General features: G+C 72.9%; 15 protein-coding genes and 1 riboswitch. Of the genes, 6 read left to right on the top strand and 9 right to left on the bottom strand.

From position 1 onward, the window contains the following. Positions 1-459 precede the first annotated feature (459 nt). Both ACIQCJ_RS10600 and ACIQCJ_RS10595 read left to right on the top strand, forming a co-directional pair. The gene (locus ACIQCJ_RS10600) at positions 460-7023 is read left to right on the top strand and encodes an RHS repeat-associated core domain-containing protein (protein WP_402711175.1); all 6564 of its coding nucleotides are present in this window, start codon (positions 460-462) and stop codon (positions 7021-7023) included. Beyond that, on the top strand, positions 7020-7820 hold the full coding sequence (locus tag ACIQCJ_RS10595; RefSeq protein WP_391050463.1) for a hypothetical protein: 801 nt from the start codon (positions 7020-7022) through the stop codon (positions 7818-7820). The genes ACIQCJ_RS10600 and ACIQCJ_RS10595 overlap by 4 nt, the downstream gene beginning before the upstream one ends. A gap of 71 nt (positions 7821-7891) precedes the next feature. Here ACIQCJ_RS10595 and ACIQCJ_RS10590 read toward each other — a convergent pair whose 3' ends face one another. The 5 genes from ACIQCJ_RS10590 to ACIQCJ_RS10570 all read right to left on the bottom strand — a co-directional run bounded on the left by ACIQCJ_RS10590 (position 7892) and on the right by ACIQCJ_RS10570 (position 13603). After that, a complete protein-coding gene (locus ACIQCJ_RS10590; protein ID WP_402711174.1) occupies positions 7892-9385 on the bottom strand; it encodes a VWA domain-containing protein in 1494 nt (497 codons plus the stop codon). A gap of 134 nt (positions 9386-9519) precedes the next feature. Next, positions 9520-10632, bottom strand: a complete 1113-nt coding sequence (locus tag ACIQCJ_RS10585; RefSeq protein ID WP_402711173.1) for an NlpC/P60 family protein — start codon at positions 10630-10632, stop codon at positions 9520-9522. Positions 10633-10639: 7 nt separating this feature from the next. Continuing rightward, positions 10640-10771 (bottom strand): hypothetical protein, encoded by a 132-nt coding sequence (locus ACIQCJ_RS10580; RefSeq protein WP_355336827.1) that lies wholly within the window; start codon positions 10769-10771, stop codon positions 10640-10642. Positions 10772-11067: 296 nt separating this feature from the next. Further along, a complete protein-coding gene (locus ACIQCJ_RS10575; protein ID WP_401309338.1) occupies positions 11068-12153 on the bottom strand; it encodes an NlpC/P60 family protein in 1086 nt (361 codons plus the stop codon). Between the two features lie 7 nt (positions 12154-12160). Further along, a riboswitch (cyclic di-AMP (ydaO/yuaA leader) is annotated at positions 12161-12315 on the bottom strand. A 166-nt stretch (positions 12316-12481) separates the two neighbouring features. Next, positions 12482-13603: an NlpC/P60 family protein gene (locus tag ACIQCJ_RS10570; protein WP_402711172.1), complete on the bottom strand. Its 1122-nt coding sequence runs from the start codon at positions 13601-13603 to the stop codon at positions 12482-12484. Between the two features lie 341 nt (positions 13604-13944). Between ACIQCJ_RS10570 and pcrA the strand changes: the two genes are divergently transcribed. Next, entirely contained in the window at positions 13945-16413 is a 2469-nt protein-coding gene (gene pcrA / locus ACIQCJ_RS10565) for a DNA helicase PcrA (RefSeq protein WP_391123490.1), read from the top strand. 335 nt (positions 16414-16748) lie between these two features. Here pcrA and ACIQCJ_RS10560 read toward each other — a convergent pair whose 3' ends face one another. Then, positions 16749-18290, bottom strand: coding sequence for a M23 family metallopeptidase (locus ACIQCJ_RS10560; protein WP_402711171.1), 1542 nt, complete (start codon positions 18288-18290; stop codon positions 16749-16751). 139 nt (positions 18291-18429) lie between these two features. Further along, complete coding sequence (locus ACIQCJ_RS10555; protein WP_355336832.1) at positions 18430-19371, bottom strand: alpha/beta fold hydrolase; 942 nt, start codon at positions 19369-19371, stop codon at positions 18430-18432. Positions 19372-19740: 369 nt separating this feature from the next. Here ACIQCJ_RS10555 and ACIQCJ_RS10550 point away from each other — a divergent pair, with 369 nt between their 5' ends. Further along, positions 19741-20154: a cobalamin B12-binding domain-containing protein gene (locus ACIQCJ_RS10550; RefSeq protein ID WP_355336833.1), complete on the top strand. Its 414-nt coding sequence runs from the start codon at positions 19741-19743 to the stop codon at positions 20152-20154. A 104-nt stretch (positions 20155-20258) separates the two neighbouring features. Here the strand turns inward: ACIQCJ_RS10550 and ACIQCJ_RS10545 are convergent, their stop codons facing one another. Continuing rightward, complete coding sequence (locus ACIQCJ_RS10545; protein ID WP_391050470.1) at positions 20259-21860, bottom strand: DUF5691 domain-containing protein; 1602 nt, start codon at positions 21858-21860, stop codon at positions 20259-20261. A gap of 273 nt (positions 21861-22133) precedes the next feature. Then, positions 22134-23537: an SWIM zinc finger family protein gene (locus ACIQCJ_RS10540; RefSeq protein WP_402711170.1), complete on the bottom strand. Its 1404-nt coding sequence runs from the start codon at positions 23535-23537 to the stop codon at positions 22134-22136. Positions 23538-23675: 138 nt separating this feature from the next. On the opposite strand from ACIQCJ_RS10540, the gene ACIQCJ_RS10535 reads away from it, so the two are divergent. Together ACIQCJ_RS10535 and ACIQCJ_RS10530 are read left to right on the top strand one after the other, a co-directional pair. Next, a complete protein-coding gene (locus ACIQCJ_RS10535; protein ID WP_355336836.1) occupies positions 23676-24800 on the top strand; it encodes an AAA family ATPase in 1125 nt (374 codons plus the stop codon). Then, positions 24797-27000 (top strand): DUF5682 family protein (locus ACIQCJ_RS10530; RefSeq protein WP_402711169.1); only part of this gene is annotated, 2204 nt, incomplete at its 3' end. The genes ACIQCJ_RS10535 and ACIQCJ_RS10530, both read left to right, overlap by 4 nt.

The following is a 27000-nucleotide window of genomic DNA, read 5'->3' as shown; positions in this document are numbered from 1 at the left end:
CGGTGCGTGTGAGCGCCGCCGTACCGCCGACGAGGGGAGCCATTCCGGGAGTGCCGCCCCTGCCGACGTCACCTACGGATTCCGGCCGTCCGGATTCCGCCGCTCCGGATTCCGGCTATACGGATTCTGCCCGTCCGGATTCCGCCCGTCCGGATTCCCGCGCGAATACAAAAGCGTCCACGGCTTCCGCCCCGCCCGGGACCGTCGCCTCGCGAACGGCCCTCTCCTCCGGCGGCGGCGACACGGCCGGGGCGGCGGCGCGTCGGGAACGGGCCGCCGCGGCCGTCGGCGGGTGACGGCCGCCGGGCGGGGCGGGACGGACCGGCCCGGCCGGGCGCGTGGTGATCGTTCGTGGGGTTGTACGGCCGCGGGGCGGGATGTCCGTCCGCGGCCGGTGTCGGGACTGCTCGTGCCGCGGTGCTCCGGTCCGCGGCCGTCATTCACCAGGGGGTTGTCATCGTGAGATCGGGATTCGCCGGCCGCGGGCGGCGGGCACGCGCCCGCGCGTACCTGCCGGGCAGGCGCGCCAAGCTGTTCGTCGTGGCGCTCGCCGCCGCGCTGACCGTGCCGGTCGGGCTGAGCCCGCTCGCCCACGCCGCGCCGGGGCCGCTGGGCCGCCCCGATCTGCCCGCGCCGCGCAACGGCACGGTGCACACCGCGGGCCTCGGCGCGCAGCAGGCCCGCGCGAAGGCCGCGGCGGGCAAGGCGGCCGACGACCGGAGCGCGCGGCGCGCGCTCGCCGAGCAGCACACGACCTGGCCCAAGGGCAGCACCCTCAAGAGCGCCGCGTCCGGCACCTCCGAGGTCACCGTCCTGGACCGGGCCGCGACGGACGCGGCAGGCGTACGAGGTGTGCTGCTCGCCGTCACACCGCGGGCGCGCGACGCGAGTTCGGCCTCCGCCGCGCACACCGGCCCGGCCGGCGCACGCGTCCACGTCTCCGTCGACTACTCCTCCTTCGCCTCCGCCTACGGCGGCGACTGGTCCGGCCGCCTGCGCCTGGTGCGGCTCCCGGCGTGCGCCCTGACCACCCCGCAGAAGGCGCGGTGCAGGACCCGGACCCCGGTCCCTTCGTCCGTCAACGACCTTGCCCGGCAGACGATTTCGGCCGACGTCAGCGCCGATGCCGGTGCCGGTGCCAGTGGTGACGCCGGTGCTGACGCCACCGACGACGCCCCCGCCACGGCCGGTACCGACGCCGGTACCCTGAGCGCCTTCGCCGTCACCGCCGACAGCGGCGAGTCCGCCAAGGGCAGTGGCGACTACGGCGCCACCCCCCTGTCGGCGTCCTCCAAGTGGTCGGCGGGCACCTCCTCCGGCTCCTTCGACTGGTCGTACCCGATGGAGGTCACCCCGTCCGTCGCGGGCCCGGTGCCCGCGGTGACGCTCACCTACGACTCCGGCAGCATCGACGGCCGCACCGCCTCGACCAACAACCAGGGCTCGCAGCTCGGTGAGGGCTTCACCGTCTCCGCCGACTCCTACGTCGAGCGCCAGTACGGCGGTTGCGACAAGGACGGGCACGCCGAGGTCTTCGACCAGTGCTGGAAGTTCGACAACGCCTCGGTCGTCCTGAACGGCAAGTCCACGGAGCTGGTCAAGGACGACACCACGGGGAAGTGGCGGCTGGCCGACGACGACGCCTCCACCGTCACCCACTCCACGGGCGCCGACAACGGCGACGAGGGCGACAGCGTGGACGGCGCGGGCGAGTACTGGACGGTGACGACCGGCGACGGCACCCAGTACGTCTTCGGCCTCAACAAGCTCACCGGCGCGGGCACGCAGCGCACCAACTCCGTATGGACCGTCCCGGTGTTCGGCGACGACTCCGGCGAGCCCGGCTACGCCAAGGGCAGCGCCTTCGCCGACCGCTCCTACAACCAGGCGTGGCGCTGGAACCTCGACTACGTCGTCGACACCCACGGCAACGCCGAGTCGTACTGGTACACGGCGGAGTCCAACTTCTACAAGAAGAACGGCTCGAAGACCGCCAACGCCTCCTACACGCGCGGCGGTCACCTCGACAAGATCCTCTACGGGCAGCGCTCCGACACGCTCTTCAGCGCCACCGCGCCCTACGAGGTGACCTTCGGCTACACCGAGCGCTGCACCGCCTCGGACTGCTCGAAGCTGACCAAGGACACCGCGCACAACTGGCCCGACGTGCCCTTCGACGCGATCTGCGCCTCCGGCGCGTCCGACACCGACTGCGCCGCCCAGGCGCCGTCGTTCTTCACCCGCAAGCGCCTCACCTCGGTGCAGGCCCTGGTGCTCTCGGGGACCTCGTACACGCCCGTCGACACCTGGGCGCTGGCGGAGAAGTACCTGGACGCCGGTGACCTCGGCGACAGCAGCGACCAGACGCTGGTGCTCGACTCGATCAAGCGGACCGGCGAGGCCGGCACCGCGGTCCCGCTGGACCCGGTGTCGTTCACCTACCAGATGCTGGCGAACCGGGTCGACGCCACCGACGACATCCTGCCGCTGCACCGGCCCCGCATCCAGTCGGTCACCTCGGAGACCGGCGCGGTCACCAGCGTCACGATGTCGACGCCGGAGTGCGTGCGCGGCTCGCACATGCCCGCCGCCGAGGACAGCGACACCATGAACTGCTATCCGCAGTACTGGCACATCAACGGCGCCGAGGACGCCGGGCTCGACTGGTTCCACAAGTACCGCGTCGTGGACGTCACCACCTCCGACCCGGCGGGCAACAACGAGGCGCTGGAGCAGAGTTACGTCTACACCGACCCGGCCTGGCACTACAACGACAGCCCGTTCACACCCGACGACGAGCGCACCTGGTCGGTCTTCCGCGGCTACGGCACGGTCACCTCGTACTCCGGGACCGGCGCGGGCAACCGGCTCAGGACCGTCACCCGCTACATGCAGGGCATGAACGGCGACAAGGTGAAGGCGGGCGGCACCCGTACGGTCACCGTGGCGGGGCTGACCGTGCCGGGACTGACCACGGCGGCGCTCACCGACTCCGACCAGTACGCGGGCTTCCAGCGCCAACAGGTCACCTACAACGGGGACACGCCCGTCTCGGCGACCGTCAACGACCCGTGGTCGGTCAGGACCGCCACGCAGCACAAGTCGTACGCCGACGTCGAGGCGTACTACGTGCGCACCGCGAAGACGTACTCCGACACCTATCTGACCGTGCCCGCCAAGTGGCGCACCAGCACCACGGCCAGCACCTACGACTCCTACGGCATGCCGGTCACGGTCGACGACGCGGGCGACACCGCCAAGAGCGGCGACGAGACCTGCACCCGCACCTGGTACGCCCGCAACGACAGCGCGGGCATCAACTCCCTGACCTCCAGGGTCCGTACGGTCGGCCAGCCGTGCGGCACCGCCGACGCGTCGCTGTCGCTGCCCGCGAACAGCACCACGCGCGGCGATGTGCTCGCCGACACCGCGACCGTCTACGACAGTTCGGCCGCGACGGCCTGGACCGCGAACCAGAGCCCGGCCAAGGGCGACGCGATGTGGAAGGGCCGGGCCGCCGCGTACCCGGCGGGCGCGGACGCCAACGGCGACCGCAACCCCAGTAGTTGGCAGACCACCGGCACCTCGGCCTACGACACCCTCGGCCGGATGACCCTCGCCAAGGACGGCGCGGGCAACCCGACGTCCAACACCTACACCCCGACCGGCGCGGGCGTCCCGACCCGTTCGGTGATCACCAACGCCAAGAGCCAGAAGACCACGACCTTCTACGACGGTCTGCGCGGCCTGCCGACCACCACCTACGACGTCAACACCAAGAAGACCGAGCTGACCTACGACGGTCTGGGACGGCTGACCGGCGTGTGGCAGCCGGGCCGCGTCAAGTCGGCGGGCGACAGCGCCAGCATCGTCTACGGCTACCACATGGAGCGCGGCTCGGCGCCGTACGTCAGCACCTCCACGCTCGGCCCGAACAACGTCCGCAGGGTCACCTACCAGATCGACGACGCGCTGCTGCGCCCGCTCCAGACGCAGTCGCCGAGCCCGCTGGGCGGCCGGGTCCTCACCGACACCCGTTACGACTCACGGGGGTTGGCGTACGAGACCTTCGCCGGGATCTTCGACCAGGACCACACGCCGAGCGGCACGTACGCCCGCGCCGAATACGGCGGCGCGCCCACCCAGCACGAGATCACCTTCGACGGCGCGGGCCGCACCACCTCCGACAAGCTGCTCGTCTACGGCGTGCAGAAGGGCGTCACCGTCACCTCGACGTACACCGGTGACTCGACGGCCACCAGCGCCCAGCCGGGCGGCACCGCCTCCCGCGTGATCACCGACGCGCTCGGCCGCACCGTCGAGCGCCGCGACTACTCGGGCGCCTCGCCCGCCGACGCGGACTACGGCGGCGCCGCCCCGCTGCCCGCGCACACCAGCACCCTGTACGGCCTGACCAGGGACGGCAAGCAGTCCACCGCCACCGGCCCCGACAACGCCAAGTGGAGCTGGGGCTACGACCTGTTCGGCCGTCAGGTCTCCGCGAACGACCCGGACATGGGCGCCACGTCGACCACGTACAACGCGCTCGACCAGATCGCCACGACGACCGGCTCCACGCACAAGACGCTGCTGTTCGATTACGACACGCTCGGCCGCAAGACCGGCGAGTGGGAGACGGCCAGGACCGACGCGACGAAGATCGCCGCGTGGACGTACGACACGGCCGCCGCGGGACAGCTCGACACCTCCACCCGCTACGACGGCGGACTGGCCGGGAAGGCGTACACCCAGAAGGTCACCGCGTACGACGACGCCTACCACGTCACCGGCAGCGAGATCGACCTCGACGCCAACGACCCGCTGGTGAAGTCCGGTGCGGCGAAGGCCAGTTACAGCTACTCCGCCTACTACAACGTCGACGGCAGCCTCCAGCACACCACCGAGCCCGCCGTCGGCGGCCTGCCGCAGGAGTCCGTCAGCTACGGCTACACGCCGACCGGCCAGATCGAGACCGCCACCGGCACCAGCGGCTACCTCCAGGACACCTCCTACTCCGCGCTCGGCGAACCGCAGCAACTCACCCTGGCCACCGCGGCGTCCGGGGTGAAGAAGGCGTACATCACCAACGTCTACGAGGAGGGCACCAGCCGGCTGACCCGCTCCTCGGTCACCGACCAGACCCACGCGTACATGACGCAGGACCTCAACTACAGCTACGACGACGCCGGGAACGTCACCAAGATCGCCGACCCGACCACGCAGGGCGGCACCGCGCAGGCCGACACGCAGTGCTTCGGCTACGACGGCTACCAGCGGATGACCAGCGCCTGGACGCCCGCCAACGCCGACTGCGCGAGCACCACGACCGGCGGCGCGGCCCCGTACTCCACCGGCTGGACCTACAACCCGGCGGGGCTGCGGCTCACCCGGACCCAGCACACCGCGACCGGCGACAGCACCGCCCAGTCCTGCTACAACGACTCCGCCCACCCGCACGCCCTGACCACCGTCACGGCGGCGGCGAGCTGCACCGGGGCGACCGCCACGTACGGCTACGACGAGGCGGGCGACACCACCAAGCGGCCCGGCCCGAGCGGCACTTCGCAGACGCTGGCCTGGAACAGCGAGGGCGACCTGACCAGGACCACCGAGGGCGCCAAGGTCACCGACTACCTCTACGACGCGGGTGACAACCTGCTGATCCGCCGGGCGTCCGCGGGCGACGGCGAGAGCGTCGTCTACCTGGGCGCCACCGAGATCCACAGCAAGGTCAGCGCCGGGAAGACCACCACCTGGGCGGTCCGCACGTACACCGCGGGCGCCGGGGGACCGGCGATCGCGGTGCGCTCCACCCAGTCCGGCGCCACCACTCTGACCTGGCTCGCGGGCGACAACCACGGCACCAGCAGCCTCGCGGTGGACGCCGGCACGCAGGCCGTCACCAAGCGCTACACCGACCCGTTCGGCGCCGCCCGCGGCAGCGCGCCCGCGACGGCGTGGCCCGACGACAAGACCTTCCTCGGCAAGCCCGCGGACACCGGCACCGGACTCGTCCACATCGGCGCCCGCGAGTACGACCCGTCGACCGGCCGCTTCATCAGCGTCGACCCGCTGCTCCAGACCGACAAGGCGCAGACCCTCAACGGCTACGCCTACGCCGCCGACAATCCCACCGGGCTCGCCGACCCGACCGGCGAGGGCGTTCCCGAGTGCATGACCGGTGTCATCACCGGCTGCCACAACGGCGTGCCCGGCAAGGGCTCGGTCTACCACCCGGACCGCGACCCGGGGAACCGGCCGTCCCACAGCGGCGGCAAAGGCAACGGCAACAGCAACAGCAGTGGCAGCGGCGGCTGCGACCGGGCCTGCCAGAACGCGCTCGCCGCGCTCCAGCAGAACACCTGGAAGGACGACAAGAACGAGAAGAACGTCCACGCGGCGCTGGCCAAGGAACTGCGCGACTACGTCCTCGCCCTCGCCGGGAACACCAACCCCTGCAAGGTCGGCGCGTCCGTGACCTCCGGCACCATGGCCGCCTGCAACCAGATGGGCGGCAACTCGCCGCAACTGACCTGGACCGACCTGCTGCAACTGTGGCTCGGCGGCAAGGGCGCCAATGTGCCCTTCGACGCGAACAGCCTGCTCACCAAGCAGTTGGCGTTCAACGGCCACAGTCTCCAGATCATCAAGAATCTGGCCAGGGCGGTCTCGGACGCCGACTTCGGGGCCGACATTGACGCGCTCGGAGGCCAGGACGACTATGTCGACGGGAAGAACCTCGGGGAGAAGATGAAGAACCTGCCCAAGGACCTCAGCGGCATGGCCACCAGGGGGCGCGTGGGCACCAAGGTCCCCGAAGCCTTCACCGGCGGCTACGACCTCGTGTACCAGGTGATCAACCAGAACAAGAAGGACCACTCCATGACCGTGGCCTTCGCCGCGTTCAACGACACCGGCACCGCGTCCGCCTTCCACTTCGGGGTCCCGGACATCAAGCAGGGCTACGGAGGAGCGAGCGTGTACCAGGAGTACTACTGGTCCGTCACGGTGAGCGTCGAGTGACCACCGGTCCGCAGGCCACGCTCCCCGCCGCACCGGACGGCGGGGAGCCCGGGGGGCCGGGCTCCGGCGGTCACGGCTCCGGGCCCGCCGCCCGGCTCGACCGGCTCTGGGGGCCCGCCCGCTGGGTGCTGCTGGCCGTGCTGGTGCTGTCGTTCGCCACCGTCCTGCTGCGAATCGTGCCGGGCGGCGGGTCGACCGGCGCCCTGGCACGGGACATCGAGGCCGGGCGGACCCACTCGGTACGGGTCGACGACCAGGGCTCCGACGGGATCACCGTCCGCTGGAGCGCCGGGCCGCTGACCGAACGGCAGTACACCTACCGGCCCGCGAACCCCTTCCCCGGCGGCCGGAACGGTGTCGTCGGGGAGTTCACCGCGGACATCAGGCGGCAGGCGGGACCCGCGGCCGACGGCCTCGCCGTACGGAGCTTCGACAGCTCCTACGGCGCCGGGGGCCTGACGCTGCTGGTGCCCGTCGCCTATGTCCTGCTCACTCCGTGGGCGTGGCTGCGGGTGGCGGCGCTGCTCGCCGGTCTCCTGGTGGTCGTACGGACGCTGGCGGTGACCCGGCACCGGCGCGCGAGCGGCCCCGCGTGGCTGCTGGCGTGCGCGGTGACGGGGGCCGGTTTCTTCGGCTACCTGTGGGCGGAGCCGGGAGGCGGCCCCGGCACCGGCACCTCGGGGGACGGGTCCGTACGGGCGCCGCGGTGGACGCGGGCCTGGCTGGCGTCGCTCGCCTCGGCGGCCGGGCTGGCCGTCCTCGGCGCGCTGCTGCTGCTCGTCGCCGGGCGGTACTGACCCGGCGACCGGTGGAGGCGTACGGCCGCGGGCGCGCGCTCAGCGCAGAATGCCCGCGGCCGTCGCCGTGCTCAGCGCAGGATGCCCGCGGCCGTCGCGGACTTCAGCCAGGTCGGGAACTCGGTGAGCAGGCGGTCGTAGAGCTCGGCGTCGGAGAGGCTGGCGATGTCGTCGACGGCGAAGAAGCCGACATTGTCCACGCGGCGGCCGGTCATGGTGTCGAAGCGCTCCAGGACGCCGTAGTTGGACTGGCCGAGTCCGACGAACTGCCAGAACAGCGGCTCCTCGACGGCCCCGCGCAGCTCGTGCTCGATCTCCGCGTTGCGGTAGACACCGCCGTCGGAGAAGAAGAGCACGAGGGTCGGGGCGGCGGACGGCTCGCCGCGCACGTAGTCCCGTACCTGCGCGATGACCTTCTGCTCCTCGTTGCCGAAGCCGACCAGCTTCATGTCCACCTGGCCGTTCGGAGACGGCTTGCGGCGCTTGAAGATGCCGATCGCGCCGACCCGGACGTGCAGTTCCAGCCACTGCGGCAGCGAGCCGAGGTCGAGGTCGGGCAGCCGCGCCGGGTTGCTGGCGAAGGTCCACGCCTGCATGACGCCGTCCGGTACGAGCGCGGCGGCCACGGCCGCCATCCGCTCCACCACGTCGTGCACCACGCGCCGCGAGTACAGGTGGGACATCGACCCCGACGCGTCCAGCACGATGATCACCCGCGCCCGGACGTTGTCGGCGCCGTGCTTGCGCAGGCTCACCGCGACCTGCTCCTTGCGCAGCGACAGCCGCTTGCGCATGTCGACCGGCAGGTGCTCCTCGCCCTTGACGAGCGAGGGCGCACCGGAGTTGGGGGCAGGCGCCGACGCGTATCCGGACGCGGGCTGCGCGCCGTACGCAGAGCCGTACGGGGAAGCGGGTTGCGCGGGCGCAGAGCCGTACGGCGAGGGCGCCGCGTACGGGGACGCGGGCGGCGGGGGCGCGGCGGGCATCGGCGGCGCGGCGGCGGGCGCCGTCACGGGAACGGGCGCCGCTTCCTCCTCCTCCGCGTCCACGCTGATGCCGAAATCGGTGGCGAGCCCCGCGAGGCCCGAGGCGTACCCCTGGCCGATCGCGCGGAATTTCCAGCCGTCCCCGCGCCGGTACAGCTCACCCGCGACGAGCGCCGTCTCGGATGTCGCGGTGACCGGGAAGTACGCCAGTTCGGCGCCGGACGCCGCGTCCAGCAGCCGCAGCCCGAGGCCGGTCATCGCGCCGAAGGTGCCGCCGTCGGCGGACGCGCACAGCATGATCCGCTCGATCCCCGGCTCGACGCGCGCCAGGTCCACCTCGATGGTGTCGGTGACCACGGCCGCCTGCCGCTTCCCCGCGTGCCGTACGGCCCCCGACGCGTGTCCTGGCTGGTTGTAGAAGACGAAGTCGGCGTCGTCCCGCACCTTCCCGCCGCCCGCCAGCAGCAGCGCCGACGCGTCGGCGTCGGGCCCGCCGCCCGCTCCCCAGGCCAGTTCGGCCCGTACGGCGGGCACGGCGACCGGCACATTCGCACCCTTGCTCAGCGGCGTAGACGTCATGGGGCAAGTCTGCCCGGAGTCGGGCGGTTCGTCAGGAGAAGAGCTTGTCCGGATTTCGTATCAACATCTGACGTACGGACCGGTGGGCGGGGCGGACGGGCCGACGGCCGGGCTCAGCGGGCGGGCGGCCTCGGTCAGGTGGGGCGGGTGGCTCCCGCGAAGGGCATCTCGGAGATCGGGGCGATACGGACCGGGGCGCCCGGGTGCGGGGCGTGGATCATCTGGCCGTTGCCGATGTAGAGGCCCACGTGGCTGATGCCGGAGTAGAAGAAGACCAGGTCACCGGGTTGGAGCTGGGACTCGGAGACCCGGGTGCCCGCGTTGATCTGGGTGTACGTGGTGCGCGGGAGCGAGACGCCCGCGGCCCTCCAGGCGGCCTGGGTGAGGCCGGAACAGTCGTACGAGTGGGGCCCGGTGGAGCCCCAGACGTACGGCAGGCCGAGCGCGCGGTAGGCGAAGGCGACGGCCTGGGCGGCGCGCGAGGACGGCGCGGCGACGGGCGTCGTGTCGCCGGGCAGCGGCGTACGGGCGCTGGCGCGGGTCGCGGCGGCCGGTCCCGACGACGGGGTGTCGGCGGCCTCGACGGCCGCGCGCTGGGCGGCCGTCAGCCGGTCGAGCAGCGCCCGCGCCGCCCGCAGCTTGCCCTGCACGGTCGCCTTGCGCGCGGCCAGCTTGGACTGCGCCTCCTTGAGCGCGTCGAGTTTCGCGTCGGCCGCGTCATGGGTACGGGTGACGTCCCGCTGCTCCTCGGTGAGCTGCGCGAGCGCGGTCGCCGTCCGCGAGTCGAGGCGGTTGAGCATCCCGGCCCGGTCCAGATACGTGTCGGGCGAGGAGCTGAGCGCGAGCTGCACGCTGGGGTCGAGCGAGCCGGTGCGGTACTGCGCCGCCGCGAGGGCGCCGATCGTGTCGCGGGTGGCGTTCAGCCGCGCGGTCTTGCGGGCCAGTTCGTTCTGCAGATCGGCGACCGCGGCGCGGGCCTGATCGGCCTGCTCCTTCGCGCCGTTGTACTGCTCGGTGGCGGCCTCCGCCTGCCGGTAGAGCATGTCGACCTGGTCCTTCACCTCGCTGAGCGAGGCCGGTGCCTGCGGCCGCGGGTCCGCGAGGGCGGATTCGCCGAGCAGGCTCACGGAGGCGGCGGACGCGAGCGCCACGGTGAGGGCGGCGCGGGTCGCGGTGAGCGCCGACGTGCGGGCGGACGTACGCGCCGCCGAGGTTCTGCGGTGTGAGGCGGGACTGTGGGAGGCCATGCGGCCGTCATTCCTTCCAGTGCTCCGACGGGCCCGCGCGGAGGCCCGGCGACGCCTGCACGGGGGAGCAGAGCGCCGCCGGACCTTCGGCGGGGGTGACCGCGCCGCCACGGTCCTGACGGCTGTGGGGATCGGTCACCTGGGGAGCGACGCTAAACCTGACCGGGGGTGCGCCAGGGGAAGGAGACCGGGACTGCTCCGATTCGACCGGCCCGTGACCGTAAACGACCGCCGTTCGACGGGTGACCCGGTCATATGCGCGCGCCTGCTGACCAAAGTGCCCGGTCGGGAGGTCCGACCGGGCACGGGGTGCTATGCGGGGCTGTGAGCCCGGCGGTCCTGAGGCTCCGCGGACGCGGGTTCAGACTGCACGGGCTCAGGCGATACGGGCTCAGACTGCACGGGTTCAGGCGGTGCGGGCCCTGGTGATACGGCTCAGGCGATGCGGCGGGCCGCCGCGAAGGGCATCCAGCTCATCGGGGCGACCTCGACGACCGCACCGCTGTGCGGGGCGTGCACGATCTGGCCGTTGCCGATGTACATGCCGACGTGGCTGATGCTGGAGTAGAAGAACACCAGGTCGCCGGGGCGCAGGTCGGACTGCGAGACCGCCGTGCCGTCCTTGACCTGGTCCCACGTGGTGCGGCCGATGGAGATACCGGCGGCGCGGTAGGCGGCCTGGGTGAGCCCGGAGCAGTCGTACGCGTCGGGGCCGGTGCGGCCGGAGCCGTACGGCTTGCCGCGCTGCGACATCGCGAACTGGATGGCGGCGGCGGCGCGGCCGGACGCCGGGCCGTTGTAGGTGTAACTGACGTTGCTCGCCGTGGAGTTCGAGGAGTTCGAGGAATTCGAGGAGCCCGCGGTGTTGGTCGGGGCGGTGGGCCGCATCGCGGCGAGCTTGGCGCGCTCCTGCGCGTTGAGGCTGTTGAGCAGCTTCTGCGCGGCGGCCAGCTTCGTCTGGACGTTCTTCTTCGCCGCCGCGAGCTTGTTCTGCGCGCTGGTCAGCTCGTTGAGGCTCTTGGTGGCCTGCGCGCGCTGGATGGACGCCTGCTCCTGCTGGACCTTGAAGGTCTCCAGCGCCTGTTCCTGCGTGGTGGAGATGCGGTCCATCATGTGCGACTGGTCGAAGAACTTCTGGGGGTCGTCCGTCAGCAGCAACTGCGTCGTCTGGTCGAGGCCGCCGTCGCGGTACTGCGCGGTGGCGTACTGCCCGAGCACCCGCCGCGTCTCGTTCATCTTCGCGGTCTTCTGCGCGACCTGCTCCAGGAGCTGATTGGCCTTGGCCCGCTGGTTGTCGGTCTTCTCCTTGGCGGCGTCGAAGTGCTGCGTCGCTACCTCGGCGTCCTGGTTGAGCTGGTCGATCTGCGCCTTGACCTCGGTGATCGAGGGCTTCGCGGGCGCCGCGCTGGCGCTCTCGCTGAGCAGGGTGACCGACGCGAGGGCCGCTGTGGTGATCCCGACGGCGGCCCGTGGACCGGCCGTGGACAGTATGCGATTGCGCGGCTTGCGGTGCGACGCCAAGGGAGGCGACTCCTTCCGAATACCGCCGACCGGGTTAGCTGACGGGTTCGGGCTGAAGGTCGCCCTACGGTCCCGACGCCTGCTGCGGCGTCCGTTCCGATTCACCCCACGTGCTGTTGGGTCCCCGGCTCCGGCCTGGGCCGGATTGAGCGGAGGTGATTCGCTGTCGGCTCTTCAGCCGACGGGGAAGCTCACCACCTAGCGGGCTACCGTAGTCAACTTGTGCGAGCCTTGGGAAGTTTGGATTGCAATGTGACCGAAATCGCTTTGTGATCTTACCGTTTGTGAGCGCGGCGGCGTCCGGACAAGTCGGACTATGCCGGGTGGACTATGCGGGACGGACCGCCCCGTAGAACGGCATTTCGGTAATCGGGGCGATCTTGACCACGGTGCCGGTGTGCGGCGCGTGGATCATCTGGCCGCCGCCGATGTAGAGGCCGACGTGGCTGATGTCGCTGTAGAAGAAGATCAGGTCGCCCGGCCGGAGATTCGACTCCGACACCCGCGTGCCGACGTTCACCTGGTCCCAGGTCGTGCGCGGCAGATCGACCCCGGCCGCCTTCCACGCCGCCTGGGTGAGCCCCGAGCAGTCGTACGACGTCGGCCCGGTCGCGCCCCACACGTACGGCTTGCCGAGCTGCTTGCGCGCGAAGGCGATGGCGTCGTCGGCCTTCGAGGAACCCGTGCTCGGCACGGTCGGCGTCGAGGAGTCCTTCGCGGCCTTCGCCGCGGCCTCGGCCGCCGCCTTCTCCTTGGCCGCGATGGCGGCGGCCTTGACGCGCGCCTCTTCCTCCTGCTTGGCCCGCAGCGCCGCGAGCCGCGCCTTCTCCTGCGCGTTGAGGCTGTTGAGCAGCTTCTGCGCCTCGCCCAGTTTGGCCTGCACATCCCGCTTGGCGGTGCGCAGTTCGCCCTGCTGGGTGGTGAGCGTCGCCAGGCTCTTGGCCGCCTCGATGCGCTGCTGCGTGGCCGCGGCCTGCTGCACCCGGTACGACTCGACGGCCTTCTGCTGCCGCTTGCCGAGCACGTCCGACAGGTGCACCTGGTCGAGCATCGACTGCGGGTCGGTGGCCAGCAGGTAGCGGCCGGTCGAGTCGTCGCCCCCGGTGCGGTACTGCGCGGCGGCGTACTGCCCGAGGACCCGGCGCGAGTCGTTCAGCGCCTGCGTCTTCTTCGCCGCCTGCTCCAGGAGCCGGTTGACCTTCGCGTTCTGCGCGTCGGTCGACTCCTTGATGCCGTTGTACTTCTCCGTGGCGACCTCGGCCTGGTGCGTCAGCCCGTCGACCTTCGCCTTCACCTCGGCGATGCTCGGCTGCTTCGGCTTGGCCGGCTCGGCGCTGGCGCTCTCCGCGAAGAGGGTCACGGTGGCCAGCGCGGCCGTCGTGATCCCCACGGCCGCACGCGGGCCGGGGGTGCTGAGGATCGCGGCGCGAGCCTTACGGTGTGTCGCCATGGCGCGCGAACTCCTTTCGGACGCCCATCCGGACGCTGCTGGAGCGAGACCGTAGCCAACGCTCCGGGCTGCTGGGAAGAGCGGTGTCCGATAGGCCCGATACCTTTTCGTAATCATTTCCCATTGTCACGGTGCGTGGTAACGGGACTACGGGGTAAAGGTACGTGGTTGCCCCGGAGGCGACCGTCGGGCGGGGAGCCGGGAGTGTCGGCCGGGGTTCCGGGCGAAGGGGTTGGGGTGTCGGCCGGGGGACCGTCGTACGGAGGTCGTGGGGGGTCGGCCGGGGGCTGTGCGGGGAAGGGCCGTGGGCTGTCGGTGCCGGGCTCTAGACTCGGGGAGCGATGAGCAGCCTCTTTGACGACAACTTCCTGAACGGTCTGCATGTGGCCCCCGAGCCCGCTGACCCCACCGCTCCGCCGCCCCCGGAGGACGGGGGCCCCGGCGGCGAGCACGTACCGGACGACCTGTTCGGCGGCCGGTTCGACGGACCGCCGCCGCAGGCCACCGGGCGGGACGCGTATTACCGTGACGGCGCCCCGCGGCCCGCCACCGACCCCGCGCAGCTCCTGGAAGGGCTCAACGAGCAGCAGCGCGCCGCCGTCGAGCACGCGGGCGGCCCGCTGCTCATCGTCGCGGGCGCGGGCTCCGGCAAGACCCGGGTGCTCACCCACCGGATCGCCTATCTGCTCGGCGCCCGGCACGTGCACCCCGGCTCCATCCTCGCCATCACCTTCACCAACAAGGCCGCGGGCGAGATGAAGGAGCGCGTCGAGGAGCTGGTCGGCCCGCGCGCCAATGTGATGTGGGTCTCCACCTTCCACAGCGCGTGCGTGCGCATCCTGCGCCGCGAGTCCAAGTCGCTCGGTTTCACCTCGTCGTTCTCGATCTACGACGCCGCCGACTCCAAGCGGCTGATGGCGCTGGTCTGCCGGGACCTCGACCTGGACCCCAAGCAGTACCCGCCGAAGTCGTTCAGCGCGAAGATCTCGAATCTGAAGAACGAGCTGATCGACGAGGAGACCTTCGCGGCCACCGCGGAGAACCCCTTCGAGAAGAAGCTCGCCGAGGCGTACGCGATGTACCAGTCGCGGCTGCGGGACGCCAACGCGCTCGACTTCGACGACATCATCATGACCACCGTCAATCTGCTCCAGGCGTTCCCCGACGTCGCCGAGCACTACCGGCGGCGCTTCCGGCACGTCCTGGTCGACGAGTACCAGGACACCAACATCGCCCAGTACACGCTGGTCCGCGAGCTGGTCGGCACCGACCAGGACGAGGACGCGGCCGAGCTGTGCGTGGTCGGTGACGCCGACCAGTCGATCTACGCCTTCCGCGGTGCGACGATCCGCAACATCCTCCAGTTCGAGGAGGACTACCCGCAGGCCCGCACGATCCTGCTGGAGCAGAACTACCGCTCCACGCAGACGATCCTCACGGCCGCCAACGCCGTCATCGAGCGCAACGCGGGGCGGCGGGCGAAGAACCTGTGGACCGAGTCCGGCGACGGCCCGGTCATCGTCGGCTACGTCGCCGACCAGGAGCACGAGGAAGCGCAGTTCATCGCCGAGGAGATCGACCGGCTCACGGACGCGGGCGACGCCCGCCCCAGCGACGTCGCCGTCTTCTACCGCACCAACGCGCAGTCCCGTGTCTTCGAGGAAGTCTTCATCCGCGTCGGCCTGCCCTACAAGGTCGTCGGCGGCGTCCGCTTCTACGAGCGGCGCGAGGTCCGCGACGTCCTGGCGTATCTGCGGGTGCTGTCCAACCCCGAGGACACCGTGCCGCTGCGCCGCATCCTCAACGTGCCCAAGCGCGGCATCGGCGACCGCGCCGAGGCGATGATCGACGCGCTGGCCGCGCGCGAGCGGATCACCTTCCCGCAGGCGCTGCGGCGGGTGGACGAGGCGTACGGGATGGCGGCCCGCTCGGCGAACGCCGTCAAGCGCTTCAACACGCTCCTGGAGGAGCTGCGCACCATCGTGGAGTCCGGCGCGGGCCCCGCGGTCGTCCTGGAGGCCGTGCTGGAACGCACGGGCTATCTGGCCGAGTTGCAGGCGTCCACCGACCCGCAGGACGAGACCCGCGTGGAGAACCTCCAGGAACTGGCCGCCGTGGCCCTGGAGTTCGAGCAGGAGCGGGACGCGGACGAGCCGGGCACCCTCGCCGACTTCCTGGAACGGGTCGCGCTGGTCGCCGACTCCGACCAGATCCCCGACGAGGACGACTCCGGCGGCGTCATCACCCTCATGACCCTGCACACCGCCAAGGGCCTGGAATTCCCCGTGGTGTTCCTCACCGGCATGGAGGACGGCGTCTTCCCGCACATGCGGGCGCTCGGCCAGGTCAAGGAGCTGGAGGAGGAGCGGCGGCTCGCCTACGTCGGCATCACCCGCGCCCGCGAACGGCTCTACCTGACCCGCTCGACGATGCGCAGCGCCTGGGGCCAGCCCTCCTACAACCCGCCGTCGCGCTTCCTGGAGGAGATTCCGCCGACGCTGATCGAATGGAAGCGGCTCGGCTCCGCCGGGGGGTCCTCGGGGCCCATGACCAAGTCCGCCTCCGCGGCCTCCTCCGTCACCGCCCGCGGCCGGTCCGGCGCCGCCGGCGGCTTCGCCACCCGCCGCTCCTCCGGTGACCGCCCCGTCATCTCCCTCAAGGTCGGCGACCGCGTCACCCACGACCAGTTCGGCCTCGGCACCGTCATCTCCGTCACCGGCCAGCCGGGCGACGAAAAGGCCACCATCGATTTCGGCGACGAACGCCCCAAACAGCTTCTTCTCCGCTACGCCCCCGTAGAAAAGCTCTAGCCCCTCCCGCGCGGGGCCTGGTCTTTAGGGGCGCGGCCCCCGTGGGGTTCACCTTGCGCGGGGCCTGGTTTTTAGGGGCGCGGGGAACTGCGCGACAAGCCCCCACCGGCGGGTGGTCCGGGGACAACCGGACTGCCCCGCCGGGGCGGGTGGTGACCTGCGGGAGCGCGGCGGCCGGCCGCGCAGTTCCTCCCCCAACCTCCGGCCGGGGGTGCCCCCGGCGCCCCAGACGGGGCACAGCCCACCCGCAGGGTGAACGCACAGGGGCCGCGCCCCTGACGGGGCGCACCGTCATGCGCAGGGTGGACGTCGCGAGTGGGCCCGCCCGCAGGGCGTCAGCGGGGGTCGAGCCCGTGGGCCAGAAGCCAGGGCAGCGGATCGATCGGAGATCCCCCGTGGGGCCGCACCTCGAGGTGCAGGTGCGGACCGGTGGTGTTGCCGGTGTTGCCGGAGTAGGCGATGACGGTGCCCGCCTTGACCGACCCACTGCGAATCTTCGTACTGCTGAGGTGGCAGTACCACGTCTCCGTGCCGTCGGCCGCCGTGACGATCGCCATGTTGCCGTAGGAGCTGTTCCACTGCGTGCGGACGGTGCCGTCCGTGACCGCCATGACCGGCGTCCCCACCGACACGGGGAAGTCGATGCCGGTGTGCAGCGCCATCCAGTTGACGCCGGCCTGGCCGAAGTACGCGCTGAGGCCCTTCTCCGTCACCGGCAGCAGGAACTTCGGCCGCAGCGCCTCCTTGCGGGCCGCCGCGTCCGCCTTGGCCTTCTTCGCCGCCGCCTCGCGGTCCTTGAGGTCGATCCGCTCCTGCGTCCGGCTCGCGCGGTCCGCGAAGTCGTTCGCGTCGGCGCTCACCCCGGCGAGCTGCCGGTCGAACTGCGTCGTCGGCGCGTTCGCGTCCGTCGCCGCGCTCCCGCCGTCGGCCTGCGTCTTCGAGGATTCGGCGACGCCGACCCCGGAGACCGCCGCCGCGCCCACGGCCGCCACGCCCATCACCGCGACGGAGGGGACCGCCACGGTCAGCAGCGCCGACCGCCGGGCGGGCTTTCGTCGTCGGCTGCGCGCCACCGGCTCGCCGTCCGCCGGGAACGCGTCCGCGTAGGCGTGCTCCACGGCGGGCTCGTCGTCGCGGGCCGCCTCGGCCGTCGCCGTCGCCGTCACGGGCTCGACCGCGTCGACCGCCTCGAACTCGGCCGTCATCGCGGCGGGTTCCGCCACCGGCTCCTCGACCCGCGGGTGCGGCTGCGGCTCCTCGTGGACCGGCGCCATCTGCTCGTACACACCGGTGTCGCCGCTGGCGTCGTAGCCGTACCCGTAGCCGTACGTCGGATACGCGCCCGAGTCCCAGTCCTGCTGCGGCTGTTGGGCCGGAGCCTGCGGCTCCTGATACGGCTGCTGGTAGAACGCCGTGCTGTCGTACGTCCCCGTGTCGTAGTACGTCCCCGCGGCCTGCGTCGCGTACGGGTCGTACGCCGCGTAGCCGCCGGTGTCGTACGTCCCGGTCCCGGCCGCGTACATGCCGGTGTCGTAGACGCCCGTGTCGTACGTGCCCGTGTCGTACGAGGTGTACGTGCCGGTGTCGTACGCGTCGGCGGGCTGGGACTGCGCCGGTACGTGGGGCTGCTGGACCTGGGTCTGGGCCTGCGGCTGCCCCTGGTCGTAGCCGTAACCGGTGTCGTAGCCGTACCCGTGTGTGTACTGCGGGGGCTGCGGGGCATACGCGTAACTACCGGTCGCGTCGGGCGCGTGGCCGTACAGCGGATCGGCGTCAGCGAAGGTGGTGCCGACGGTCTGGTAGGCGCCCGTGGAATAAGCGTCGTACCCGTAGGCGTCGTAGTCGGGGACGTACCCCGACGCAGGACGTTCGTTCACCGCCAGCTTCTCTTTCGCCTAGGCAGCAGGAGAATTAGCGGTGACTGTAGCTCCCCGTACGGGGAGCCGACAATCTTCTGCGGTGACCTGGCGTCCGCCTTGCCCGGTGTTCGGTTGATATTCGACCGTTACGTGTCCGTTATGCGGCGTCGATCGCGCCCCTCCAGAGCTCCTTCCCGCTCAGCGCTTGCCGTATCTCGGCGGCCACACCCCGGTGCACGGGCAGTGCCAGGTGGCCGATCCCGCTCACCCGGATGTTCTCCGCCGAAAGATCCGGGTGTTCGAGGCGCGCCGCGGCCACCGGGACCATCAATTGGTCGAGGTCGCTCCAGAACGACACAAAGCGCGTCCCGCACCCCCGCGCGGGCTGCGACAGCTCCTCCAGCAGCGCCGACCCCGGCCGCATCTGCCGCACGATCGGCAGCGGCGTCAGCAGCGGCACCACCCTGGTCCCGGTGTGCGGCGTCCCCAGCGTGACCAGCGTCCGCACCCGCGCGTCACCGCCCAGCCGCTGCACGTAGTACCGGGCGATCAGCCCGCCCAGGCTGTGTCCCACCAGGTCGACCCGGCTGTGCCCGGACTCCGCGCAGATCCGCTCGACGTGCCGCCCCAGCAGCTCGGCCGCTCCGCGTATGTCACAGGTCAACGGTGAGTAGTTCAGCGCGTCGACCCGTGTCCAGCCGTGGTGCAGCAGGGAGCGGCGCAGCAGGGTGAAGACCGACCGGTTGTCCACGAAGCCGTGCAGCATCACCACGGGCGGGTGGGCCCTGCCCTCGGTCGGCAGCCGCAGCGCCCCGCCGGGCGCCCGGCCTATCGCGGGTGTCTTCGGTGAGGGGGCGGCCGTCCGCGCGGGGAGTATCCCCGTGGGGTAGAGCAGCAGGTGGCCCGCCAGGATCGCCAGGTCGAACGCGGTGGCCTTGACCAGCGCCGCGCCGTGCAGCAGCCGGGCCAGCGGGGCCGTCGCCGCCCCGGCGGACGGACGGTCCGCCTGCGGGTCCTCCGCGGCCCGCGGAGGGCCGGTGGCGGCCGGGGTGCCGGCCGGTGTCGTGGCGTCCGGCGAATCGGCTGGTCCGACGGTCATGGCCCACCTCCCGTCACGGCACGCTCCGTGCGGCCCGGTGGCCCGGCGTGCCCTGTCGAGGGCCGGAGCGGAGGCCGTGTCCCCGTGCTCTGCGGCTGCGAGCGCGGGAACACGGCATCCTGGCAGCGGCTCCTCCACAGCGGGCCGGACCGGTGAGCGACGGCTCCGGCGTGTCCCACACCGTGACGAGCCGTTTCCCGGGGTCCCACCCGTGGTGAATGTGTCCCACTGTGTGATTTCCCCCTCCCTGGGTCCCGCGAAACTGTCGGGCGGCGGAGCGGGGCGATAACGTTCGTTCACACTGTGGGACGCTCTCCGCGACCGCAGCCCCGAATTCCCGGCCCGCGAGCCGTACGCATGGAGGCAGTGATGGGAGTGTCCGGTCCGATCCGCGTGGTGGTGGCCAAGCCGGGTCTCGACGGCCACGATCGCGGGGCCAAGGTCATCGCCCGCGCCCTGCGGGACGCCGGTATGGAGGTCATCTACACCGGCCTGCACCAGACGCCCGAGCAGGTCGTCGACACCGCCATCCAGGAGGACGCCGACGCGATCGGCCTGTCGATCCTGTCCGGCGCCCATATGACGCTCTTCGCGAAGGTCCTCGAACTGCTCAAGGAGCGCGACGCCCTGGACATCAAGGTCTTCGGCGGCGGCATCATCCCCGAGGCCGACATCGCGCCCCTCAAGGAACTCGGCGTCGCCGCGATCTTCACCCCCGGCACCCCGACCACGGCCGCCGTGGACTGGGTGCGCGCCAACGTCCACCAGGCCACCGGCGCCTGACCGCCGCCGCCCCGTCCGCCCGAGCCCGCCGGGCCCTCCGAGCCGCGCCAGGCCCCGGAGCGCCCGGGCCGCGGTGCGCACCGCCCGCCGTACCGTCCGCATGATCACTCACCCCCGTCCCCCGGCGCCCCGGGGGCGGTGGCCTCGCCGCGCAGCTCGGCCAGCATCACCGCGCGCAGCCGCAGCGTGCCCGTCAGCCGCTGGAACGCCTCCGACCAGTACGCGCCCGCGCCCGGCGAACCGTCCGGCGGCTCCTCCGCCGCCGCGCTGAGCACCCCGACCTGGTCGGCCGCCGCCGGGTCGAGACAGCGCTCCGCCAGACCCATCACGCCGCTGAAGCTCCACGGGTAACTGCCCGCGTCCCGCGCGATGTCCAGGGCGTCCACCACGGCCCGGCCCAGCGGCTCCGACCACGGCACCGCGCACACGCCCAGCATCTGGAACGCCTCGGACAGCCCGTGCGTGGCGATGAACTCCGCCACCCACGTGGCCCGTTCGTCCTCCGGCAGGATCGACAGCAGCTTCGCCGGGTCGCCGACCGCCGCCACCGGCGAGGACGGCGCCGGGGGAGGGCCGAGCAGGGCCCGCGCCCAGCCCGTGTCGTGCTGCCGTACCGCCGCCCGGCACCAGGCGGCGTGCAGATCGGCCTGCCAGTCGTCCAGGACCGGGAGCGCGATGATCTGCTCCGGGTCGCGGTCGCCGAACCGCGCGCCCCAGGTCGCCAGCGGCGCCGCGTCCACCAACTGGCCCAGCCACCAGGCCCTTTCACCACGCCCGCTCGGCGGCTTGGGAGCCACCCCGTCCCGTTCCATCCCCGCGTCGCACTCGTACGGCGCCTCCACCGTGATGCCGTCGGGGCCCAGCGACACACAGCTCCTGGCCCGGTCCGCCATCCGCCCGGCCAGCGCCGACTCGGGCAGCGCGGCCAGCAACTCGGCCGCCGTCGAGCGGACATTGCGGCTGCGGTCGGTCAACGCCTGTTCCAGGAAAGGCTCGTCGGCCCCCGACAGGCCCACCCGCAGCGAGTCCAGGAACATCAGCCGGTCCTCGGCCCGCTCGCCGCTCCAGGTGGACACCAGCAGCGCCAGCGCGCGGGCCGGGTCGGCCAGCCTGATCCGGGTGAGCAGCGCGACCCGCTCCGCGAACAGGCCCTCCTCCCACAGCCGTTCGGCCGCGTCCGGGTCCTCGGGCGCCGCCGCCAGGCCCCGGTGGCCCGAGCGCAGCACGAACTTCCAGTCCGGATTCAGCCCGGCCAGCCACAGCCCGCGCGGTCCCGCCAGCGCCACCGCGTCCGTCCGCAGGTCCGTCCGCGCCCTGGCGGCGTCCAGCAGCGCGGGCAGCAGCGCGGGCGGCGCCCCGTACCCGAGGAGGTTGGCCTCCGCGAGCCACTGCGGCAGCAGCTCGGCCAGATTCGGCGCCGACCCCCGCCGGTTGCCGGAACCGCCGCCGGTGCGGTCCGTCAGCAGCCGGTCCAGCCGCTGCCGGGCGGCCTCGGGCAGCGGCCGTCGTGTGTCGGGCGGCGCCAATCCCGGCCGCTCCCGAGCCACCCCAGGCCGTACACCGGCACGCCGCCGCACCACCCCGGCCGCCGCCGCGTCCAGCAGCCCCGCCGCCGCCTCGTCCGCGTCGCCCGCCACGATCGCGGGCCGCCGCCGCTCGGTGCCCAGCAGCGCGCTGCCGACCAGATCGTCCCAACCGATGCTCATCACATTCCCCCTTCGCACTCCACGACGTCGCCTCGCGGATCTCCTCCGCGTCGTCCGCTTCCCCTGCGCTGATGCCGCTGATCCCGCTGCTGCCTGCTGCCTGATGCCGCTGCTCCGGCCGGGCCAGGCCCGCCGGGTTCCCGCGCGCGGCTGCCCCCTCCGCAGTCGCGCACCGTCCCCCGGGCGGGCCGCCCCGCGCCCCCGTACCCGTCCCCCCGTAAACCGTGCGTTCCACGCCGGGCCCTGCTCCGGGCCCCCGCGCTTCCGGCGCGGTTAGAGCGGCACCGTCTCCCCGCCGTCCGGCCAGACCGCCAGCGCGCGCAGGCCCGTCGGACCCAACTCACCGAAGACGGTGACCGGGTGGCCGCCGGAGACCGAGGCGAGGCGCCACAGGCCGGTGGTGGCCGGGGTGAGCGGGACGGCGTCCTGCCCTTCCCTGTGCGCCAGTTGCCAGCGGTTCGGCCCCGGTATGGGGACGACTCCCGACAGGACGACGGGCCACGCGTCGAGCCAGGGGTCGTCCGCGAGCGCGCTGCCGTAGGACGCGAGCGCCGCGTCGATCCCGGTCCCGACCGGTGCGCCGCCCGTACCGCCGCCGGAGGGGCCGCCGCCCGTACCGCCCCCCGTACCGCCGCCGGAGGGGCCGCCTCCCGCGCCGACCGTGCCGTGCCGGGTGCCGAGCGCAGCCCGCAACGGCAGCGCCGCCGGGTGGTAGGCCAGCTCCGCGTCGAGCACCGCGCCCACCGGCAGGGCCAGTTCGGGCGCGCGGCCGACCGCCCCGAAGGACAGGAGCAGCGCGAAACGGCCGGGCTCCCGGTCGTACAGCCAGATCCGCCGAGTCGTCAGCCGCTCGTCCGCGCTGTCGTACTGCGCGAGGACCTGCCAGTGGCCGCGGACGGTCGGCCCGGCCAGCAACTCCGCCGTGTCGACGGTGAATCCGACTCGCGACCTGACCGTGTCGGCCAGCGGCCCCGGCAGCCCCTGGCGGCCGAGGAAACCGCGCGCCAGCAGATGCAGCAGCGCCGTCTCCTCCAGCATCCGCGACGGCCAGTCGCCGCCCGCCGCGACCACCGTCCCCAACTCCCGCACCCGCGTGGCCAGTCCCGGCGCCTGCGCGTCGACCATGCGGGCCGCGATCTCGTCCCACTGCTGATAGCCCGCGCGGTCCGCGCCCGCGAGCCCGCCCCGCAGCAGGTCGGTGAGCCGCTGCTCCAGCTCGGCGGCCCCGCCCTCGACGCGGACCGCGCGCCGCTCGGCCCGCCGCCGCGCCGCCGTCGGGTCCGCGGGGCCCGACTCCGCCCGGACCGCGGCCGTCTCGGCCACCGTCTCGGCCTTCTTCCGCCGGGCGTCGATCCACTGCTCGGCCCACTCCGGCACGTCTCCCGCGCCGACCGGCCCCGCCCCGCCCTCGGACCACAGCAGCAGCAGTCCGAGCGCGTGCTTGCACGGGAATTTCCGGCTCGGGCAACTGCACCGGTACGCGGGCCCGTTCACATCCACGACCGTCTGGTACGGCTTGCTGCCGCTGCCCGCGCACAGCCCCCACACCGCGCCGCCGGCCGTCCCCGCACCGGACCACGGCGCGGGTGTGGCGAGCCGCGCGCCCGCCTTGCGTGATGCGGCGTCAGGCGCGAGCGCCAGGACCTGATCCGCTGTCCACCGTGCTTCCGTCTCCATGTCCCCGAAGGTAGAACCCCCCACTGACAATCGCTCTGACCTGCGCGGATCGCGCGCTGTGACCGATTGTCAGTGGTCGGGTGCATCGTGGAGAACAGCTCGGACCACGCGGGTCCGACGGATGAGTGGGGGAGAGCCATGACCGGTACGACGGGTGCCGAGACCGACAGCGGCACCGGCGCCGAGCAGGCCCTGAGGCCGCACGCGGAGGACGCGTTCGCGGACGAGCTCAAGGCGCTCGCCGCGGCGGACGACCGGCCGCGCCCCGCCCGGTGGAATCTCTCGCCCTGGGCCGTGGCCACCTACCTGCTCGGCGGGACACTGCCCGACGGCACGGTCGTCACACCGAAGTACGTGGGCCCGCGGCGGATCGTCGAGGTGGCCGTGACCACGCTCGCCACCGACCGGGCGCTGCTGCTGCTCGGCGTGCCGGGCACCGCGAAGACCTGGGTGTCGGAACACCTCGCCGCCGCGATCAGCGGCGACTCGACGCTGCTGGTGCAGGGCACCGCGGGCACCCCCGAGGAGGCCATCCGCTACGGGTGGAACTACGCGCAGCTCCTCACCAACGGCCCCAGCAGGGACGCGCTGGTGCCCAGCCCCGTCATGCGGGCGATGGCCGAGGGCCGGCTCGCGCGCGTCGAGGAGCTGACCCGCATCCCGGCGGACGTCCAGGACTCGCTGATCACGATCCTGTCCGAGAAGACCCTGCCGATACCGGAGTTGGGCGCCGAGACACAGGCCGTACGCGGCTTCAACCTCATCGCGACCGCCAACGACCGCGACCGCGGGGTCAACGACCTCTCCAGCGCGCTGCGCCGCCGCTTCAACACGGTCGTGCTGCCGCTGCCCGCCTCCGCCGAGGACGAGATCGACATCGTCTCCCGCCGGGTCGACCAGCTCGGCCGCGGCCTCGACCTCCCGGCCGCCCCGGAGGGCGCCACCGAGATCCGCCGGGTCGTCACCGTCTTCCGCGAACTGCGCGGCGGCGTCACCGAGGACGGCCGCACCAAGCTCAAGTCCCCCTCGGGCACGCTCTCCACGGCCGAGGCGATCTCCGTGGTCACCAACGGCCTCGCGCTCGCGGCCCACTTCGGGGACGGCGTGCTGCGGGCCGGTGATGTCGCCGCGGGCATCCTCGGCGCCGTCGTCCGCGACCCGGCCGCCGACCGGCTGATCTGGCACGAGTATCTGGAGACGGTCGTCCGCGAGCGGGACGGCTGGAAGGACTTCTACCGCGCCTGCCGCGAGGTGTCGGCATGACGGTCATGGACGCCGCCACCGGCGGCACGACGACGGGTGACCGCGCGGCGGGCGGCACGCGGACGGCTGACGGTACGGCGGTGCCCGGTCGCGCGGAGGACGGTGCGACGGCGGCCGGAAGCGGGCCGGAGGACCGCACGGCGGAAGGACTCCGGGCCGGGGCGGTGCCCGCCGCCGTCGTCCGCGGCGGTGCGGGCGGCCACTACGGCGACGACCTCGTACTGCTCGGAGTACGGCACCACGGGCCCGGGTCCGCGCGGGCGGTGCGGGCCGCGCTCGACGCGTACCGGCCGCAGGCCGTGCTCATCGAGGGGCCGCCGGAGGCCGACGCGCTGCTCGCGCTGGCCGCCGACCCCGCTATGCGCCCGCCCGTCGCGCTGCTGGCGCACGTGGTGGACGACCCGGCGCGGGCCGGGTTCTGGCCCTTCGCCGAATTCTCGCCCGAGTGGGTGGCGATCCGGTGGGCCGCGCGGGCGGGCGCCGACGTCCGCTTCATCGACCTCCCGGCCGCGCACACCCTCGCGCTGCGCGCCGCCACGGAGGAAGAGGAGGCCGCGTCCGGCGGCCCGGACCCGGAAGGGCCGGTACGGGGGCCGGTGCGAGAAGGAGAGGAAGGGCAGCAGGCCGCCGAGGGGGAGGCGGCCGGAGGGGATACGGACGACGGCGGGGCGGCGGCTGCCGCGCGGATCGACCCGCTGGCCGTCCTCGCCAGGGCCGCCGGGTACGACGACCCGGAGCGCTGGTGGGAGGACGCGGTCGAGCACCGCGGCGGCACGGCGGACGGCGACGGCGACCCGCTCGTCCCCTTCGCGGCGCTCGCCGAGGCCATGGCGGCGATCCGCGAGACCTACGGCGACGGCGGCCACGCCCAGGACCCGCTGCGCGAGGCCCACATGCGGCTGCGGGTCCGCGAGGCGCGCAAGGCGTACGAGCGGACGGCGGTGGTCTGCGGCGCCTGGCACGTGCCCGCCCTCACCGAGCGGACGACGGCCACCGCCGACCGGCAGCTCCTCAAGGGCCTGCCCAAGGCGAAGGTCGAGACGACCTGGGTGCCGTGGACCCACCGGCGGCTGGCCAGGGCCAGCGGCTACGGCGCGGGCATCGACTCGCCGGGCTGGTACCGGCACCTGTTCACCGCGCGGGACCGCCCGGTGACCCGCTGGATGACGAAGGTGGCGGGGCTGCTCAGGGAGGAGGACCTGCCGGTCTCCTCGGCCCACGTCATCGAGGCGGTACGGCTGGCCGACACGCTCGCCGCGATGCGGGGCCGCCCGCTGGCCGGTCTCGGCGAGACCACCGACGCGGTCCGCGCGGTGATGTGCGACGGCTCCGACGTGCCGCTCGCGCTGATCCAGGACCGGCTGGCCGTCGGCGACGTGCTCGGCGAAGTCCCGCCGGACGCGCCCGCGGTGCCGCTCGCCCGTGACCTCGCCCGCGAGCAGCGCAGGCTCCGGCTCAAGCCCGAGGCGCTGGAGAAGGAGCTGGAGCTGGACCTGCGCAAGGAGATGGACGCGGGCCGCAGCCGCCTGCTGCACCGGCTGACGATGCTCGGCATCGGCTGGGGCGAACCGGCCGTCGCCAGGCACGGCAAGGGCACCTTCCGTGAGACGTGGCGGCTGCGCTGGGAGCCGGAGCTGGCGGTACGGATCGCCGAGGCCGGGATCTGGGGAACCACCGTGGGGTCGGCCGCCACGGCCAAGGCCGAGGACGCCGCCGTGCACAGCGACGCGCTGGCCGCCGTCACCTCGGTCGCCGAACAGTGCCTGCTCGCCGGGCTGTCCGACGCGCTCCCCGTCGTCATGCGCGTCCTCGCCGACCGCGCCGCGCTCGACGCCGACGTCTCCCACCTCGCCGCCGCGCTGCCCGCGCTGGTCCGTGCCGTCCGCTACGGCGACGTCCGCGGCACCGACTCCGCCGCCCTCGGCGAGGTCGCGGAGGGCCTGGCCTCCCGTATCTGCGTCGGCTTCCCCCCGGCCTGCGTCGGCCTCGACGCCGACGGCGCGGCGGCGCTGCGCACCCACATGGACGAGGTCCACCGCGCGATCGGCCTCCTCCCCTCCCCGACCCCGCACCCTGCGGTCGGCCCAGGACCTGCGGTTGGCCCGGCCCAGACGGACGCACCCGCACCCGACTCCGAGCCCGCCTCCGCCACCGCACCCGCACCCGCCCCCGGCACCGCACCCGCCTCCGCCACCGCACC

Origin of the sequence: Streptomyces sp. NPDC093221, assembly GCF_044753885.1 — a bacterium.
Taxonomy (GTDB): domain Bacteria; phylum Actinomycetota; class Actinomycetes; order Streptomycetales; family Streptomycetaceae; genus Actinacidiphila.
This window is presented reverse-complemented; position numbering and strand designations above follow the sequence as displayed.